Origin of the sequence: Nocardia ninae NBRC 108245, assembly GCF_007990755.1 — a bacterium.
GTDB lineage: Bacteria > Actinomycetota > Actinomycetes > Mycobacteriales > Mycobacteriaceae > Nocardia > Nocardia ninae.
This window is the reverse complement of record NZ_BJXA01000022.1, coordinates 105906-122962: the sequence shown is the minus strand read 5'-3', so window position 1 is coordinate 122962 and position 17057 is coordinate 105906. Positions and strand designations below refer to the sequence as shown.

The 17057-nt window shown below is 66.4% G+C and carries 14 protein-coding genes; 4 read left to right on the top strand and 10 right to left on the bottom strand.

Going from position 1 to position 17057, the window contains the following annotated elements:
- Positions 1-410 precede the first annotated feature (410 nt).
- On the top strand, positions 411-2114 hold the full coding sequence (locus NN4_RS18390) for a sodium:solute symporter family protein (RefSeq protein ID WP_147132641.1): 1704 nt from the start codon (positions 411-413) through the stop codon (positions 2112-2114).
- A gap of 9 nt (positions 2115-2123) precedes the next feature.
- Positions 2124-2378 carry a hypothetical protein gene (locus tag NN4_RS18385; RefSeq protein ID WP_135232914.1) on the top strand — a complete coding sequence of 85 codons (255 nt, stop codon included), beginning with the start codon at positions 2124-2126 and terminating at the stop codon, positions 2376-2378.
- A gap of 64 nt (positions 2379-2442) precedes the next feature.
- Here the strand turns inward: NN4_RS18385 and NN4_RS18380 are convergent, their stop codons facing one another.
- Positions 2443-2922, bottom strand: coding sequence for a DUF4383 domain-containing protein (locus tag NN4_RS18380; protein ID WP_147132607.1), 480 nt, complete (start codon positions 2920-2922; stop codon positions 2443-2445).
- Positions 2923-2940: 18 nt separating this feature from the next.
- Positions 2941-3402, bottom strand: a complete 462-nt coding sequence (locus NN4_RS18375) for an SRPBCC family protein (protein WP_147132638.1) — start codon at positions 3400-3402, stop codon at positions 2941-2943.
- Between the two features lie 287 nt (positions 3403-3689).
- On the opposite strand from NN4_RS18375, the gene NN4_RS18370 reads away from it, so the two are divergent.
- On the top strand, positions 3690-4181 hold the full coding sequence (locus tag NN4_RS18370; RefSeq protein WP_147132604.1) for an FBP domain-containing protein: 492 nt from the start codon (positions 3690-3692) through the stop codon (positions 4179-4181).
- A 246-nt stretch (positions 4182-4427) separates the two neighbouring features.
- Here NN4_RS18370 and NN4_RS18365 read toward each other — a convergent pair whose 3' ends face one another.
- From NN4_RS18365 to NN4_RS18330, 8 genes are all read right to left on the bottom strand, one after another.
- Complete coding sequence (locus NN4_RS18365) at positions 4428-5894, bottom strand: PepSY-associated TM helix domain-containing protein (protein WP_147132601.1); 1467 nt, start codon at positions 5892-5894, stop codon at positions 4428-4430.
- 258 nt (positions 5895-6152) lie between these two features.
- Positions 6153-6713 carry a hypothetical protein gene (locus tag NN4_RS18360; protein WP_147132598.1) on the bottom strand — a complete coding sequence of 187 codons (561 nt, stop codon included), beginning with the start codon at positions 6711-6713 and terminating at the stop codon, positions 6153-6155.
- Positions 6714-6908: 195 nt separating this feature from the next.
- Positions 6909-8567 carry an acyl-CoA synthetase gene (locus tag NN4_RS18355; protein ID WP_147132595.1) on the bottom strand — a complete coding sequence of 553 codons (1659 nt, stop codon included), beginning with the start codon at positions 8565-8567 and terminating at the stop codon, positions 6909-6911.
- 171 nt (positions 8568-8738) lie between these two features.
- Positions 8739-10364: an acyl-CoA synthetase gene (locus NN4_RS18350; protein ID WP_147132592.1), complete on the bottom strand. Its 1626-nt coding sequence runs from the start codon at positions 10362-10364 to the stop codon at positions 8739-8741.
- A gap of 329 nt (positions 10365-10693) precedes the next feature.
- Positions 10694-11185 carry an ArsR/SmtB family transcription factor gene (locus NN4_RS18345; protein ID WP_147132589.1) on the bottom strand — a complete coding sequence of 164 codons (492 nt, stop codon included), beginning with the start codon at positions 11183-11185 and terminating at the stop codon, positions 10694-10696.
- Positions 11186-11296: 111 nt separating this feature from the next.
- Positions 11297-11929, bottom strand: a complete 633-nt coding sequence (locus NN4_RS18340; protein WP_147132585.1) for a hypothetical protein — start codon at positions 11927-11929, stop codon at positions 11297-11299.
- A gap of 720 nt (positions 11930-12649) precedes the next feature.
- The gene (locus tag NN4_RS18335) at positions 12650-13879 is read right to left on the bottom strand and encodes an acyl-CoA dehydrogenase family protein (RefSeq protein ID WP_107658868.1); all 1230 of its coding nucleotides are present in this window, start codon (positions 13877-13879) and stop codon (positions 12650-12652) included.
- A gap of 33 nt (positions 13880-13912) precedes the next feature.
- On the bottom strand, positions 13913-15307 hold the full coding sequence (locus tag NN4_RS18330) for an acyl-CoA dehydrogenase family protein (RefSeq protein WP_371865678.1): 1395 nt from the start codon (positions 15305-15307) through the stop codon (positions 13913-13915).
- A gap of 129 nt (positions 15308-15436) precedes the next feature.
- On the opposite strand from NN4_RS18330, the gene NN4_RS18325 reads away from it, so the two are divergent.
- On the top strand, positions 15437-16927 hold the full coding sequence (locus tag NN4_RS18325) for an ArnT family glycosyltransferase (RefSeq protein ID WP_147132576.1): 1491 nt from the start codon (positions 15437-15439) through the stop codon (positions 16925-16927).
- Positions 16928-17057: the final 130 nt, after the last annotated feature.

Below are 17057 nucleotides of genomic sequence, written 5' to 3'. Positions count from 1 at the left end.
TGGTGGGTGGCGGATTCGGCGGCAGTGCCATCGCGCTGGTCGATCACGAACGCACCGAGGCCGTGGTGGCGGCCGTGCGGAATCGGTTCGCCCGCGCAGGCTTTGCCGAGCCGCGCACCTTCGTCGTCAGCCCGGCGGCCGGTGCGCACCGCGCCGACTGAGCGACCGCCCAGCTTTTTGTGCACGATTGTGGCCCACGAGTGAGGCACAATCACGCAGAGTAGGTGTCGGCCGACACCATTCGGCCGGCGACGAGGGAGTCGCGCGCGCCACGCAGTACCCGTAGACGCACGATCTCGTACCACGAAGGATCTCGCTCGACGCCCGGTTTTACCGCCAGGAGGGACGCTGTGCCGCTTGTCGATTCACCCGTTCTGCCGTCCGCGCTGCTCGCCGCCGAGCCGCAGTCGATGGCATCGACCTATTTAGACGCCTCGGAGCTGCGACTGGACGCGGCTCCGGTCGACTTCGCGCTGGTCGCCTTATATTTCGTGTTCGTACTCGGCATCGGCTTACTCGCCAGACAGCGGGTCTCGTCCAGCATCGACTTCTTCCTGTCCGGGCGTTCGCTGCCCGCCTGGGTGACCGGGCTCGCGTTCATCTCCGCGAACCTCGGTGCCGTCGAGATCATGGGCATGTCGGCCAACGGCGCCCAATTCGGTTTCCCCACCTTCCACTACTTCTGGATCGGCGCGATCCCCGCCATGCTGTTCCTCGGCGTGGTGATGATGCCGTTCTACTACGGCTCCAAGGTGCGCAGCGTGCCGGAGTTCATGCGCAGGCGCTTCGGCACCGGCGCGCACCTGGTGAACGCGCTCAGCTTCGCGATCGCCCAGGTGCTGATCGCGGGCGTCAACCTGTATCTGCTCGGCACCATCCTGAATGTGCTGCTCGGCTGGCCGCTGTGGCTGTCGGTGGTCATCGCGGCGGTGATCGTGCTGTCCTACATCACCCTCGGCGGGCTGTCGGCCGCGATCTATAACGAGGTACTGCAGTTCTTCGTGATCGTGGCCGCGCTGCTGCCGCTCACGCTGGTCGGGCTGCACAAGGTCGGCGGCTGGGACGGGTTGCGGGAGAAGGTGTCCGCGTCGCCGGGCGGTGCGACGCAACTGGATTCGTGGCCAGGCAACGAGCTCAGCGGGTTCGGCAACAACATGCTCTCGGTGCTCGGCATCGTGTTCGGGCTCGGGTTCGTGCTCTCGTTCGGGTACTGGACCACCAACTTCGTCGAGGTACAGCGCGCGTTGGCGACGCACTCCATCTCGGCGGCCCGGCGCACCCCGATCATCGGCGCGTACCCGAAGATGTTCATCCCGCTGATCGTGGTGATCCCCGGCATGATCAGCGCGGTACTGGTGCCGCAGATGAGCGAGTACAAGGCGGCGAAGACGGCGAATCCGGACTTCAGCGGTGACACCACCTACAACCAGGCATTGCTCTATCTGATGAAGGACGTGCTGCCCAACGGCCTGCTCGGGGTGGGTATCGCGGGTCTGCTCGCGGCGTTCATGGCCGGTATGGCGGCCAATATCTCGGCGTTCAACACCGTGTTCAGCTACGACCTGTGGCAGCAGTACGTGCGCAAGGACCGCCCGGACGGGTACTACCTGTCGATCGGCCGGTGGGCCACCGTCGGCGCGACCGTGACGGCGATCTTCACCGCGTTCATCGCGTCCAGCTTCAGCAACATGATGGACTACCTGCAGACGCTGTTCAGCTTCTTCAACGCACCCTTGTTCGCGACGTTCATCCTCGGCATGTTCTGGAAACGGATGACGCCGACCGCGGGCTGGATGGGTCTGGTCTGCGGAACCGGTTCCGCCGTGGTGATTTTCATCCTGCACCAGATGGAGGTGTTCCATCTGTCCGGCCAGGGGTCGAGTTTCGTGGCCGCCGGTGTGGCGTTCACGGTCGACATCGTGGTCAGCGTGCTGGTCACCCAGGTGACCCAGCCCAAGCCCGCCGCCGAGCTCGTCGGCCTGGTCTACTCGGAGACGCCGAAGGAAGTGCGCACCGATCCGGAGCAGGCCTCGCTGCCCTGGTATCAGCGCCCGGTGCTGCTCGCGGGCATCGCCCTGGTGCTCGTCATCGCTCTCAACATCATCGTCGGATAAGGAGCCGCCATGCTTTTCGACATCCGCACCATCGTCGGCGCCCTACTCGGCAGCTACGGCGTCATTCTGATCATCACCGGATTGGTCAGCCATACCGCCGCCGATGAAGCCAAAACCGGTGGCATCAATGTGAATCTCTGGGCGGGGATCGGCATGGGCGTGGTTTCCCTGCTCTTCATCGCCTGGGTCGTCTTGCGCCCCATCGCGGTGCCGGAGAAGGCGCCCGCCGCGGAGTTACCGGACGAGCCGTCGGAAATTCCCTGATACATGCGCAACCCCGCCCGGACCGCCCGGGCGGGGCTCGCGTATTCAGTTGTGTCGCAGGGGATTATCGGAAGGCCTGGCGGCCCTGCCCCGCGTGGCCCGGCGCGCCGAGTCGTGGCAGCACGGCGCCGAGCACGACCATGCCGAGGCCGAGGCCGAAGTGCAGCCAATTGTCGGCATCGTTGACCGGGACGAAGTTGGCGGCGCTGCCCTTGTCGATGATCAGGCCGTAGAGCCACAGCACCAGGTAGATGGCACCGCCGCCGATCAGGAACCAGCGGGCACCCTGGAAGGTGCGTGCGGCGAGCAGGCCGGCTACGCCGAACAGCAGGTGCACGATGTTGTGCAGCACCGAAACTTCGAAGACGCCCAGCAGTTTGGCGTCGGAGTGGTGCCCGGCGAAGGTCATCGTGTCGTAGTCGGTGGTGACGCCCGGGATGAAACCGAGGACACCGACTATCAAGAAGACGGCGCCTACCGCGAGTGCGGCGATGCGGGTCGGCGTCCATTCGGTGGTTGCCGCGTTCGGCTGAAATGTTGCCATGACTGGCTGCCTTTCAACTCAGGCGTCCGGCCGCGGAATGTCGCCGCGCCAGCCGCCGGTTTCATGACCTTGTTTTTCGATGAACTCCTTGAAGCGCTGCATATCTCCGTTGACGCGGTGCTTCAGCACGCCGAGCTTGTCGGCGGCGTGTTCCACGAAGCCCTCCGGATCGACCTCCATCTGGGCAGTCACCCGGGTGGTGGTATCGCTCAGGCGATGGAACGTGATGACACCCGCATGCTCGGGGCCGCTGTCGGATTTCCAGGCGACCCGTTCATCGGGATGCTGTTCGGTAATGGTGGCGTCGAATTCACGCGTGGCCGGACCGACATGGATCCGCCAGTGCGTGTGCTTGTCATCGAGTTGGCGCACCTCTTCGACGCCCTCCATGAATTCGGGGAACGTCTCGAATTGCGTCCACTGGTTGTAGGCGGTGCGAACCGGGACTTCGACGTCCACTGTGGCGGCCAACGTACTCACATGTACCCCTTTCGTCGCCCGACCCCGCAGCCTCGCCGGGGCGGGCACTCACTCGGTCGCTCGTGACGTGGCGACTCAGGACATCCCGCGCATACCCGGCGCGATGGGCGACAAACAGACCCGGATGGCCGAGTACTGCACTGGTACGGAGCGATCGCTCCGGTGATCCGCTTCACAAGTAGCTGACCAGCGGATATCCGTGAGCGAAATGCGTTTGTCCGGGCCGGTCAGGCCCCGTAACGTCACTGCGGTTTGTTACCGATCAGAAGGAACGGAGTGGAAACGCCATGAAACCAGTGACCGAGCGCGACATCAGGTCGTCGTTCATCAACTGTTCCAAAACCGAGGCCAAGAAGCTGCCGATGCCGCGGGAGCTCGACGAACGTCCGTGGGACGACCTCGATTTCCTCGGCTGGAGTGACCCGTCGCTGCCGGGCCGGTGCTATCTGGTCATCCCGCAGGACGACGACGAGCTGGTCGGCGTCGCGCTGCGCTACGAGACCGGCGGGTCGGGTCGGGCCCAGATGTGCTCGATCTGCCTGACCACGCACACCGGTAACGGCGTCTCCCTGCTGACGGCGGCCAAAGCCGGTCCGTCCGGACGCAAGGGCAACACGATCGGCACCTATATGTGTACCGATCTGGCCTGTTCGCTGTACGCGCGCGGCAAGAAGACGCCGGCGCTGGGCAACCGGTATCGGGAGAACCTGAACCCCGAGCAGAAGGTCGAGCGGATGCTGGCCAATATGCGGGCGTTCATCGCCAGGCTCTACAGCTAGTCACCACCGGCTGACCGATCGAAACAATGAAATGGAGGTAGATGCCATGTGCCGACACTCGACACTCCGCTCGCCGAACCCGCACCCCGAGTTCCGCGACAGCGCAAGCACACTCGGGGTGCACGGGGTTCCTCTCCGGTCGAGACGGCCCGGCCACTGACGGCCGGACTGTCTCATCCGGAGAGGAACCCGGTACGGGGAACCCAGCGCGTGCCTTCACGGGTTACCCGGCGCGCCGTTTAGCGGTTATGCGGCGCGCATTCTCGCCGTGACTCCCACCAGCACGTCGATGACGAGGAAGGCGAGCAAGCTCAGCCCGACCAGCGGTGCGAACCAGCCGACCACCAGCGCCAGCGCCACCACCGGTACCGCGATCCACGGCGAGCTCCGGCGTAAGGCACCCCGTCGCGGCGCCCGGCCCAGCGCGGGCAGCCCAGTCCTACGAGTCGGACGCCTGCGCCACCACATGAGATAGCCGCGCACCAGCACGGTGACCAGGCCAATCATGACGGCGAGCAGCAGCAGCTGGTTGAGCAGCCCGAACAGCAATCCCATGTGGAACTGGATGCCCCAGTTGGTGAGCTTGGCCATCAGCGGCCAGTCGGCGTACGCGAGCCGATCGGTGACCGCACCGGTGGCGCCGTCGACCGCGACCGCGTCGACCGAGTACGTGCCGGGCATCCGCCGTTCCTTCACCGCGAACGCCTGCTCCGGCTGCGCGGGAATGGTGATCTCGACGGCCTGGTTCACGCCGTTGGCGCGTGCGGTCGCCGCGACCCGGTCGACCTCGGCGATCCGGTCGCTCGGGTTGCTCGGCGCCGGTGACATCTGGTGGCCGCCGTGATGATCGCTGCCCGAATCATGGCTGGGCGCAACACTTCCCGGCAGTGCAGTGGTGACCGCGGGGGTGGTCCAGCTCAGCTGCTGACGCAGTTCGGTGATGTTCGCGCCCGCGTAGGTGGACCAGGTCATGCCGGTCGCGGACAGCAGCAGGATGATCGGCAGCACCCACATGCCCACGGAGCCATGCCAATTCACCGTCCGGCCGCGGCCGTTCTGTGAACGATCCGGTGCGAACAGCCAGCCCGTGGAGTTCCGGTTCCGCCTTGTGCGCACCCGGCGGATCCACACGATCAGCCCGGCCAGCGCGATCACCCACAGCCAGGACGCGGCCAGCTCGCTGTAGAGGCGGCCCGGCTCGCCCAGGTGCAGATCCCGGTGCAACCGGTCGATCCAGGTGCGCAAGGGCAGTGCGCCGGAGCTGCCGTAGACGACGGAGTCGCCGACCGGCTGGGCCGTGTACGGGTTGACGAAGACCGCGCGGCGCTCGGATTCGCCGAGCAACGGGTCGTCGAACAGCACCCGGGTGGTGTCCTCGGCACCCGGCGCGGGTGCGACCGCGGCCAGCGCGAGCTGCGGCTGGGTGGCGACGGCGGCGCTGATCTGCTCGGACAGCGGTTTCGGTGCGCCGCTCGCCTCGACCGTCAGCAGGTCGCGCGACACGATCGACTCGAGGGTCGGGGAGATCGCGTAGAGGGCACCGGTGACGGCGGCGATGAGAATGAACGGGGCGACGAATATGCCCGCGTAGAAATGCAGGCGCATGGCCAATGCGTACAGCCCGTTTCGCGTTGCCGACTTACGCGCGGGCACGGATTCGGGAGGCGGCGGCGGTAATTCGGCGTCGGGAGTAATGGTTTCTGTTGTGCTCACGGTCTTTTCGTTTCTGCAGCTCGGGAAACCCGGTTGTGCGGGCGTAGTTCCCGATGGTCGGTCGGGACTTCTGCGATGGTCGAAGACGGCATGCGTCGGCGGTGCGAGTGATGCTTATCGAGCACTGGGCCGATATTCGTTGCGCGGCAATGCTTCGCGATGACGGCACGGTGGAGAAACCGGTGCCGCAGCGGTGTCGAAGAGACGACACGAATGCTGACGAAGCGATGTCTTCGTGTGAAAAGTGCTGAGTCGAGGTCAGCTGATCATGAGTGGCGGACCGCGAGTCCGCAGCGACGCGGCGGCGAGGACGCGCAGGATGACGCGGTCGCGGTGCGTGGTGCGCAGCGGCGCGGGGTCCGCGAGCACGGGGGCGGAACGAGGCGACCGCAGCACTCGGAACAGCACGGCAGTGCCGGTTCGATAGGCGGTTTCCGCGCCGCGGATCACGAGTGCCGCAACAATGGCCGCGACTACGTGCGCGGTGAGCATCGTCGGCGTCAGCTGGGCATCGCCGTGGTGCAGATGGCCGGAGTTGAACCCCATGGTGAAGTGACCGAGCAGCTGCCCGGCCACGAGCGCGGTGATCAGGCCGACCGAGGTGTCACGCAGCGGCGCGAGCCCGGCCACCAGCGCGCCGATCACCGCGGCTGCCGCGGCCAACAGGACGAGCGTCGTGCTGTCCGGCGACATGCCCCCGGACGCCCAGCCATGGGCCGCAACGGAAATGGTCCCCGAGATCGCCCCGGCCGAACCACCGCGCACCCACGCGACGGCGCCGCGGTGCCCCGCGGTCGACCGGCCGAACTCGATACTCACGCGCTGATAGTAGCCGACCAATTGCGTGCATCTTCCCCGCCGACAAACGCCCGAAAAACAGCGGGAAACCGAAAATGCCGATTACGTGCGATCACTGCTGCATGCGCACTGTCGTCCCCACACGAATTCGATTGTGAATTCGTGTGGGGAGCTCAGTTAACGGTGTGTGGGCCCGGAGTGCGGGACCACCGGGGTTCAGCTCGCTTCGATGTCCATCTCGACCAGCGGCTTGCGCAGCAGCTTGCCGGTGGCATTGCGGGGCAGCTCGTCCAGGAAGATCACTTCGCGCGGCACCTTGTAGCGGGCCAGGTTCGCCTTGACGAAGTCCTTGATCTCCTGCGGATCGCGCTTGGAGTCCGGGCCGGGCACGACGAACGCCCGCAGCCGCTTGCCGAATTCGCGATCGTCCACCCCGACTACGGCGGCTTCGAAGATGTCCTCGCGCCCGGCGATCAGGTTCTCCACCTCGAGCGGGAAAACGTTCTCGCCGCCGGAGACGATCATGTCGTCGTCGCGGCCATCGATGAACAGCAGTCCGTCGGCGTCGAAGTGCCCGACGTCGCCGCTGGACATCATGCCGTCGACAACCTCTTTGGTGCGGCCGTCGGTGTATCCGGTGAACGCGAAACCGTTGTCGACGAAAATGGTGCCGGTGACATTCGGCTGGGTGATCGGCTTGCGGTTCTCATCGAGCAGGACGATCCGGATTCCGACCGGTGGCTTGCCCGCGGTGGTCGGTGCCTTGCGCAGGTCCTCAGGGGTGGCCACCGTCATGACCGCGCATTCGGTGGAGCCGTAGAGGTTGTAAAGGGTATCGCCGAAGTAGTCCAGGGTGCGGGTTACGACGTCGGGTGCGATGGCCGAGCCCGCCGCGAAGATCACCTTGATGGTGTTCGGGTCGTACTTGGCCAGCACCTCGTCGTCGAGGTCGAGGATGCGCTGCAACATGGTCGGCACGACCACCAGCGAATCGGCCCGGTACTTCACGATGTTGGCCAGCGTCTGCTCCGGGTCGAACCGGCGTTGCTGGAAGACGACCCGGTTACCGAGGGCAACGCCGATGGTGAACTGGGAGAGCCCGGTGCCGTGAAAGATCGGCGCGGCCATGATCATGGTGCCGTTGTGCGGCAGCGGCACCCGGTCGACGAACTGAGCCGAGGCGAACGGGCTCACCTTGTCGCGCGGCGCGCCCTTGGGGGTGCCGGTGGTGCCGCTGGTCAGGATGACCATGCCGCCCGGTTTGGCGGGCGCGGGCAGCGGATCGGTGGACCGGCCCGCCGACAGCGACTCGATCGTCGCGGCCGACGGGTCGACATTGTCCTTCGCGTCGACCCAGGTGAGCACCCGCGGGATCTCAGCGGGAATGGCGCTCATCAGGTCGATGAACTCGCTGTCGTGCAGCACCGCCTTCACCTGCTCGCGGGCGGCCACGTCGGCGAACTGCGGCTTGGCGAAGCCGGTGTTCATCAGCACCGTGCGCACGCCGAGCTTGCCGGTCGCGAGCAGGCTCAGCACCATGCCGCGATGGTCGCGAGCCAGCACCGCGACCACGTCACCGGGCTTGATGCCCTGCGCGGCGAGACCGCGAGCCAGCGCGTTCGACTGCTCGTTCAGCTGGCCGAAGGTCAGCTCGCCCGCCTCGTCGACGATGGCGCCCGCCTCGGGCCTGGTCTGGGCGGCGTGCATGGCGACGCCCGCGAACGGGCCGAACTTGACCACGTTGAACGCCGAGCGCGCGGCGTGATCGAGCCGGAGCGGATTGAACAACCGCCGTTTGACCATGACGTTCACGCCCAAGGCGAGAACGCCGGCCTTGCGGGCGGTACCACTCAACGCGGGGAAGGAGACAACCATTCGACAACAACCTTCCGGCGGCCCCACCCAGGGCTGAGCCGGCGGGTGGTGCGGACCGCAACTTCGGGATCCAGTGCTGCCGCTAACAATAGCAACCATCTGTAACCCGATGTGTCACGTATCTCAACAGCACCTACCGCCGGGTAACCAAACGGTGTCGCCCGCGTCGGATCAGGCGTTGACCTCGTACTCCACCAGCACCCGGCGCAGCAGCTTGCCGGTCGGGTTGCGCGGCAGATCGTCGAGGAAAATCACCTCGCGCGGCACCTTGTAGCGGGCCAGATTGTTCTTGACGTAGGCCTTGATCTCCTCGCCGTCGGGCGTCTGGCCCGGCTCGGGAACGACGAAAGCCCTTAGGCGCTTACCGAATTCGGCGTCGTCCACCCCGACCACCGCGGCGTCGAAGATGTCCGGCCGCTCCAGCAGCAGGTTCTCCACCTCCTGCGGGAAGACGTTCTCGCCGCCGGAGACGATCATGTCGTCGTCGCGGCCGTCCACCATGAGCAGGCCGTGCTCGTCGATGTGGCCGACATCACCACTGGACATGAAGCCGTCGATGATCTGCTTGTTGCGGCCGTCGGTGTAGCCCTCGAACGGCGTGCCGCTGCGGATGAAGATGCGCGCGGTCGTGTTGATCGCGGTGACGTGCTTGTCGTTGTCGTCGTAGAGCCGCACTTCGCAGGTGATCGGCGGGCGTCCCACGGTGCCGGGGGACAGCGCGAGCTCCTCCGGGTTGGCCACCGTGGCGACCGAGCACTCGGTGGAGCCGTACACGTTGTACAGGACCGGCCCGAACACCTTGGTGGCCTTCATGGTCAGCTCGGGCGAGAGCGCCGAGCCCGCGAGCACGATGGCTTTCAGCGACGAGATGTCGTACTTGGCGCGGATCGCCGGGTCCAGTTCCGTCATCCGGTGCAGCATGGTCGGCACCGCGACCAGCAACTCCGCCTTGTGATCGGCGATCAGCTGCAGCGTGGCCTCCGCGTCGAACCGCCTGCGCACCACCACCTTGTTGCCCATGGCCATGCCGACCAGCCCGGTGCCGAAGCCGGTGCTGTGGAAGATCGGCGACACGATCACCTGGGCGCCCTGGAAGGGGAACGGGATTCGGTCGAGGAACTGCGCCGTCGCCAGCGGGGAGACCTTGCTGCGCGTTGCGCCCTTCGGCAGGCCGGTGGTGCCGCTGGTAAGGATGATGAAGCCGCCGGGCTTGGCAGGCTTGGGCAGTTCCTCGGTGGAATTGGCGGCCGCCAGATCGTCGAGCGTCTGTGCGCCCTCGGGCAGGTCGGTGCCCTCGTCGACCCAGGTGAGGAAGCGGGGCAGGTCGGCGGGCAGCGCGTCGAGCAGGTCGAGGAACTCGCTGTCGTGCAGCATCGCCTTGACGTTCTCACGCTGGCACACCTCGGCGAACTGCGGCTTGGCGAAACCGGTGTTCATCAGGGCCACCCGCACGCCGAGCTTGCCCGCGGCGACCATCGACAGGATGAGGCCGCGGTGGTCGCGGGCCAGCACGCCGATGACGGTGCCCTCGGTGATCCCGGCGGCCTGCAACCCGCGTGCGATCGCGGTCGACTGCTTGTCGAGCTCGCCGTAGGTCAGCTCGCCGCGCTCGTCGGCCAGGCCGGGGGAGTCGGGCGTGATGCGCGCCGCATGCCGGATCAAGGTGGCCTGGGGGCCGAAGATCTTGGATTCCTTGATCGTCCTGATGGTCTCCAGCGGCTTACGCGGGTCGGAAACCCCGCGGGACCGGAGCACCCCAAGCGCTTTGACGGTCTCCAGCGCGTGCGCCAACTTCATGGTCGAACACCTCCACCAGCAAACTCGCGTCGGTACTCGACCTAGCGATATAGAAACGGCGTATCAGGTCACTACCGTAGCAGCGGGGTGTCGGGGATCACATCACCACGCTGTCTCGGGTTCGGACCGCGAGCTATTTGACAGCGCCACGCATAGCGCGTTCGATACCGGTAGGGGGTAGTCGAAGGAAGAATGGAGCTGCGTCGATGATGAATCTCGAGCTTGTTCGATCGGCTGTTGCACCGGATTGCACGTGTGGTCCGGCTTGTCAGTGCGGGTGTCAGTCCGGTGGTCCGTGCGTCTGCGGCGATCGCTGCTGAGCCCGGCGGTCAGCGTCGTGCGCTGGCCAATGCGATGAGTAGTGGCACCACTCGGGCCGCGGGCACTTCGAAACGCCCGCGGCCCGCGGTGTGCAACCAGCCGACGGCGGCGAGCTGGCGTAGATGGTGGTAGACCTGCCCGGAGGTGCCGACGCCCTCCAGTCCGACGAGTTCGGCCGCGGTCCTTCGACCGCCCATGATCTCGCGCAACAGTCGTAGGCGCACCGGGTTACCCAGCGCGGCAAGGCATTCCGCGGTCTCGGCCCAATCGTCCTCGATGAGGTCGCCGGTGGTGAAGGTCGCCTGCCAGCCGTAGTGCTCGCCGGTCGGTAGCCGGGCCGAACCGGCGAACAGCACACCGCCGTTCGGCTCGTCGCCCGCGACGAACTCGTCGTGCAGGCGGGTCACCGCCCAGAGGTCGCCCGCCGCTTTCCCGCTCTCGTCGGCCACCATGTCGTCGAGCCGCCGTTCGAGTTCCGCAACCCGCTCTTCCAGACTCACGCCACCGAAGCTACGGAATTACGTAATTCCGGACAAGAGGTCGATCGTGGGTGCTCCGAGAATGTTTCGGCCCCCACGGAGCGTGCCGTGGGGGCCGAAACGTCGGGTCGATCAGTTGTAGACGGCGCCGAACGACGGCACCGAGATGGTGCCGCGCTGGTACTGGAACCCGTCCGGGTTCGCGTCGCTCACCGGAACCGACCAGCGGTGCCACAGGCTGCCGTACACCGCGGCCACGATCATGCCGCCGCCGGTGTCGAGCTGGCGCGTCCTGATGGTGGTGTCCACGGGAATGTCCTGGTGCTCGTTCAGCACCTCGGTGCCGCTGCGCCCGTTGGACAGGTTGATCCACAGCACTTCCAGCTTGGCACCCGCCTGATTCGGCGCGATAGTGCCCGGTCCGCCGAAGAATCCGAACCGGAACCCGTCGATCCCGAGCGCGATGCCCGAACCGTAGACGCCGGGCCCGTCACCGCGACCGATGTCCGACTGCGCCGGAATTTGGAACGGCTGCGCAGGCAGCGCCACCTCTCCGGCCTTGTTCAGTTGCCCCGAAGCCACCAGGCGATCCACCGCCTGCTCGGCCGCCGGGTTACCCGCAGCGGCCGCCCGCAGCTGCTGCGCGGCACCGGCCCAGTCCACGGTCGCCGGCTCGGCACCGGCACTACCTGCAAAAACACTCGCTACCACCGCGGTCGCGGCAAAAACGGTAGCAAGGCGACGCGTCACGCTCAGTCGTTCCATATCCAGTTGCTCCTCGAAGGTCTCTGGTACAGCTCGAAAGAAATTCGTCCGCTGAATTGTCGATCAAGAAACGTAGCCCGTTACGTTGCCAGCGTTCCCCGATCGGGTCCACTATCCGCCCCGTCGTGTCGGTCCCCGGTCAGGGGGGTTCCAGACGCATGCGTGTCTCGAAGTTCCCGACTGCAACCCTTGTCTTTGCGCTCGTCACGCGGGCCAAAAGTGAAACGAATGCGTTCGCACATGGTTTCGAGCGCAGCCGAAAGTTGTTGGTAGACGCGGGTATTGTGGTGCGCACTTCCTTCCGAGGGGCGATGGACATGGTCCAGACATCGCGCCCAGGGAGGAGGTGGTGGGGATGGCGAAACATCGCCAGAAGAAGAGCAAGGCCCCGGTCGATTACGGCATCAGCTTGACCGTTGCTGTCGCAATCGCCGGGGCACTCATCTTGGTCCGCCGAGTTTGGCTGGCTAGGTAACCCACCAGGTAGGGCCGTCGTTCGCGCGGCGGTCCTACCGCTCAGCATCACTCGCGTGACAACCCCATGGTACCAACCCGCCACGCTCGCGTGCCAGCAACCAGCCAGCTCGACGCGTCAGCATGGGCTTCGGCCGATGGCGGCCTACTGACGGCCCGGGTCTCGAACTATGCAGCTGCTGATGCAATAGAAAACCGGTGCGCGTCCGCCGAACGGGCTCACACCGGTTTCCCTTGTGCCACTTACTACTTCAGCTCTGCGCTGGTCTTGCCGAGGATCCGGCGCGCCACGATGAGCTGCTGGATCTGTTGGGTCCCTTCGAAGATGTCGAGGATCTTCGAGTCGCGGCCCCACTTCTCCAGCAGGGTGCGCTGGGAGTAGCCGATGGCGCCGGCGAGTTCGACGGCCTTGAGGGAGACGTCGGTGCCGGTGCGGCCGGCCTTGGCCTTGGACATGGAGGCCTCGAGCGAGTTCGGCTTCTTGTTGTCGGCCATCCACGCGGCGCGCAGCGACAGCAGGTAGGCGGACTCGTAATCGGCTTCCATGCGCAGGAATTCGGCCGCCGCGGCGTGCTGGTTGTTCGGCGGGGTGTCGTAGGAGATCTCGACACCGGCGTCGGTCAGGATGGCACGCAGCTCTTCGAGGGCGGCGCGGGCGACACCGACCGCCATCGCGGCGACCAGCGGACGGGTGTTGTCGAAGGTCTGCATGACCCCGGCAAAACCCTTCTCCACGTTGACTTCCGGGCTACCGAGGATGTTGTCCTTCGGAATCCGGCAGTCCTGCAACAGCAATACGGCGGTGTCGGAGGCCTTGATACCGAGCTTGTGCTCGAGCCGGGCCACCGAAAGCCCCGGAGCGTCGCGCGGCACGACGAACGACTTGATCGCCGCCCGGCCCAGGCTCTTGTCGACGGTCGCCCACACCACGATGTGGGTGGACCGCTGACCCGCGGTCACGAAGATCTTCTCGCCATTGAGCACCCACTCGTCGCCGTCGAGCACGGCGGTGGTGCTGACGGCCGCGGAGTCGGAACCGAACGACGGCTCGGTGATCGCCATCGAGGCCCACACCTTGCCGAACCGCTTCAGCTGCTCGTCGGTGGCGACGGCGGCGATGGCCGCGTTGCCGAGCCCCTGGTAGGGGATCGAGAGCATCAGGCCGACGTCACCCCAGGAGGTCTCCAGGGCGTTCAACAGCGCGGACATGTTGCCGCCGTTGGAGTTTCCGAGCAGCTCGGTGGCGTGGTTGTCCGACTCGCTGTCGTCCTCGCGGCCACCGGCGGCGCCGCCGATCTTCTGGGTGCCGGAGTCGGCGAGGCCTTCCACCATGGCGGCCATGGTGTCCAGCTCGACCGGGTACTCGTGCTCGGCGAGGTCGTACTTGCGCGAGATCGGCCGGAAGATCTCGGTCGCGACCTGATGGGCCTGGTTTGCGCTGGCCCGCAGCTTCTTGGGGAGTTCGAGGTTGATCATGGGAAGTCTCCTGGAAGGTAAGGAACGAGCCGGTTAGATGAGCACGACACCTTCGGCGACGCCGATGCCCCGCAGGTCGCGGTACCAGCGCTCGACCGGGTGTTCCTTGGTGAAGCCGTGGCCGCCGAGCAGCTGCACGCCGTCCAAGCCGATCTGCATTCCCTTGTCCGTGGCCAGCTTTCGGGCCAGCGACGCCTCGCGGGCGAACGACAGACCCTGTTCCGCGCGCGACGCGCCACGCAGGGTCACCAGCCGCAGGCCGTCGAGCTCGATCGCGATGTTGGCGACCATGAAGGCGACCGCCTGCCGGTGCGAGATCGGCTCGCCGAACGCCACCCGCTCGTTCACGTACGGAATCACGTAGTCCAGCACGGCCTGGCCGGTGCCGACCGCGAGCGAAGCCCAGCCGAGACGGGCCAGCCGCACGGCGTCGGCGTAGTCCTCGGCACGCTGCTTGGCGTCGCCGTCACCGAGGATGGCGTCGGTGCCGACCGCGACATTGTCCAGCAGCAGCCTGCCGAGACCGGCGGCCCGCAGACCCATGCTCGGATCGGCCTCGACCACCAGGCCGGGGGTGTCCGACGGCACGATGAAAAGCGAAGGGCGACCGTCGAGTTCGGCGGCGATCAAGAACAGCTCGGCATCCGCGGCGGCGGGCACCAGGCTCTTCACACCGGAGATCCGGTAGCCGCTCGGCGAGCGAACGGCCTTGGTCTGCAACGCGAACGGGTCGAACAGGGCGCGCGGCTCGCTGATCACCACGGAGGCCTGCGGCACGTTCTCGCCGGTGAAGGCGGGCAGGTAGGTCTTCTGCTGCGCGTCGGTGCCCCACTGGGAGAGCGCGACCGCGACACCGCTCGGCGCCAGGATCGGCAGGGCCAGACCCATGTCACCGTGCGAAAGCGCCTCGGCTACCAGGGAATTGGTGACCGCGCCGCGCTCCGAGGCAGCGCCCTCGAGCTCCTCGGGGACGTTGATCAGGGTGATGCCCAGCTCGGCGGCGCGCTCGAGCAGGTCGCGCGGAGCCTTCGCGGCGGCATCGGCGTCGTAGGCGGCCGGGCGCAGGATCTCGGCGGCGAAGTCCCGCACCGTCTCGACGATCATCTGCTGCTCGTCGCTGGGGGTGAGGTCGAAGAAGTCCTTGTTCTTGGACTCGTTCGGGGCGAGCCGCTTCGGCTGACCGTTGCCGGTGACCTTGGCGAAGGCGCGGGTGGCGGCGCCGAGCGTGCGGAAGCCGGTCTTGGTGCCCTCGTAGGTGACTCGCTCGATCGGCTTGCGCAGGTTGTACTTCTCGGCGAGCTCCGACCCGGTAATGGTCGTCATCACCCGCATGGCCGCGCCCATCCAGTCCCGCTTGGGGTGGCTGAGGCCGACTGCGGACGTGTCTGGACTTCGCTTCGTTGCGCTGTCTCGAGTGCTCATCATCACCTGTTTTCTCGGGTGGGTGGGGTGAGGTCTTGTCCCGGCTATCTTACTCCTGAGTAAGACTATCTTACTCCAGAGTAAGAACCGCGTCGAGGTGCAGCATACGCCGCTTATCTGTGCCAGGCTGAACGGGTGCCCATAGTCGCGGCGTTGTTTGCCGTTGTTTTGGTCGCCTGTGCCCCGCGCTACGGGTATCACCGCGACGAGCTGTACTTCCTTGCGGCGGGTCGCCACCTGTCCTGGGGCTACCCGGATCAGCCGCCGCTCACGCCGCTGGTGGCCAAGGCCATGGCGGCGATCGATCCCGATTCGTTATTGATGCTGCGGCTGCCCGCGGTGCTCGCGGCGACCCTGGTGGTGGTGTGCGCCGGGCTGATGGCGCGGGAACTCGGTGGCGGTCGGGCGGCGCAGGCGTTGGCCGCCGCGGCGGTGGCGAGCGCGGCGTTCGTCATGGGGGTCGGGCACATGCTGAGTACGGCGGTGTTCGACCTGGCCGCGTGGTCGGTGGTGACGCTGGTGGTGTTGCGGCTGATCCGGGAGATCGGCGGATCTCCCGAGAGCGCGAATGGTGAGCAGGCCCGTCGAGTCGCCGGGTGGCTCAGCGGTCCACGGTGGTGGCTGGTGATCGGCCTGGTCGTCGGCGTAGGACTACAGAACAAGCTGCTGTTGATCTTCCCGGTGCTCGCGCTCTTGGTGTCGCTGCTGCTGATCGGTCCACGAAAACTGTTCGTCACCAAAGGGTTTGCTATAGCCATCGGGATTGCCGTGCTGATCTGGCTGCCGTATCTGGTGTGGCAGGCAGGTAACGGATGGCCGCAGGGGGAGATGGGCCGGGCGATCGCGGGTGGGTCCTCGGGCACGTCGGATACGCCGATCATGTTCGTGCTCTTGCAATTCGGGCTGATGGGCCCGTTGCTGGTGCCGCTGTGGGCGTTCGGGTTGTGCCGGCTGGCGCGGGATGTCCGGTATCGGGCGTTCGTGATCGCCTACGGCCTGCTTTTCGTGCTGTTCCTGGCGATCGGCGGGAAGGCGTACTACCTGGGCGGGATGTATCCGATCCTGCTCGCGGCGGGCGCGGTGCCGGTGGCGGCATGGCTGGACCGCCGCCGAACCCGTTGGGCGGCAGTCGGTTTCGTGGTAGCGGTGAATGCGATCGGCTCGGCGGTACTGTTCCTGCCGGTGCTGCCCGTCTCGATGCTGAGGAACACACCGGTCCTCGCGGTCAACTACGACGCGGGCGAAACGATCGGCTGGCCGGAATTCACCAGGCAGGTCGGCGAGGCGCGCGCCCGCCTCGGACCCGACGTCGCCATCCTCACCGCCAACTACGGCGAAGCCGGTGCCATCGAACGCTTCGGCGCACCCTACGACCTGCCGAAACCCCACTCCGGTCACAATTCCTACTGGTGGTGGGGTCCGCCGAGCGACACCGCTACCGAGGTGCTCACCGTCGGCCTCGAGCGCGACTACCTGACGCGCTTCTGCACCGACCTGCAACCCGCAGGCCATATCGACAACGGCCTGGATATCGACAACGACGAACAGGGCGAACCCCTCTTCGTCTGCCGAAACCCGCGCGCCTCCTGGTCGGAACTCTGGCCACAAGCCAAACATCTCGGCTGACCCTCCTATCCGAATCCGGACATCCCCGGCCTGACTGCCCGGACCGGCAGGGGCATCCTCGGCTGCCACCTGGGCCGATCGGGGCACGCTCCGCCGACTGCCCGGGCCGACAGGGGCATCCTCCGCCGAC

Bases quoted from the DNA above. Each gene is read 5' to 3' on its own strand.
- NN4_RS18390 (WP_147132641.1), top strand. From the start codon at position 411: ATGGCATCGACCTATTTAGACGCCTCGGAGCTGCGACTGGACGCGGCT.
- NN4_RS18385 (WP_135232914.1), top strand. From the start codon at position 2,124: ATGCTTTTCGACATCCGCACCATCGTCGGCGCCCTACTCGGCAGCTAC.
- NN4_RS18380 (WP_147132607.1), bottom strand. From the start codon at position 2,922: ATGGCAACATTTCAGCCGAACGCGGCAACCACCGAATGGACGCCGACC.
- NN4_RS18370 (WP_147132604.1), top strand. From the start codon at position 3,690: ATGAAACCAGTGACCGAGCGCGACATCAGGTCGTCGTTCATCAACTGT.
- NN4_RS18355 (WP_147132595.1), bottom strand. From the start codon at position 8,567: ATGGTTGTCTCCTTCCCCGCGTTGAGTGGTACCGCCCGCAAGGCCGGC.
- NN4_RS18350 (WP_147132592.1), bottom strand. From the start codon at position 10,364: ATGAAGTTGGCGCACGCGCTGGAGACCGTCAAAGCGCTTGGGGTGCTC.
- NN4_RS18340 (WP_147132585.1), bottom strand. From the start codon at position 11,929: ATGGAACGACTGAGCGTGACGCGTCGCCTTGCTACCGTTTTTGCCGCG.
- NN4_RS18335 (WP_107658868.1), bottom strand. From the start codon at position 13,879: ATGATCAACCTCGAACTCCCCAAGAAGCTGCGGGCCAGCGCAAACCAG.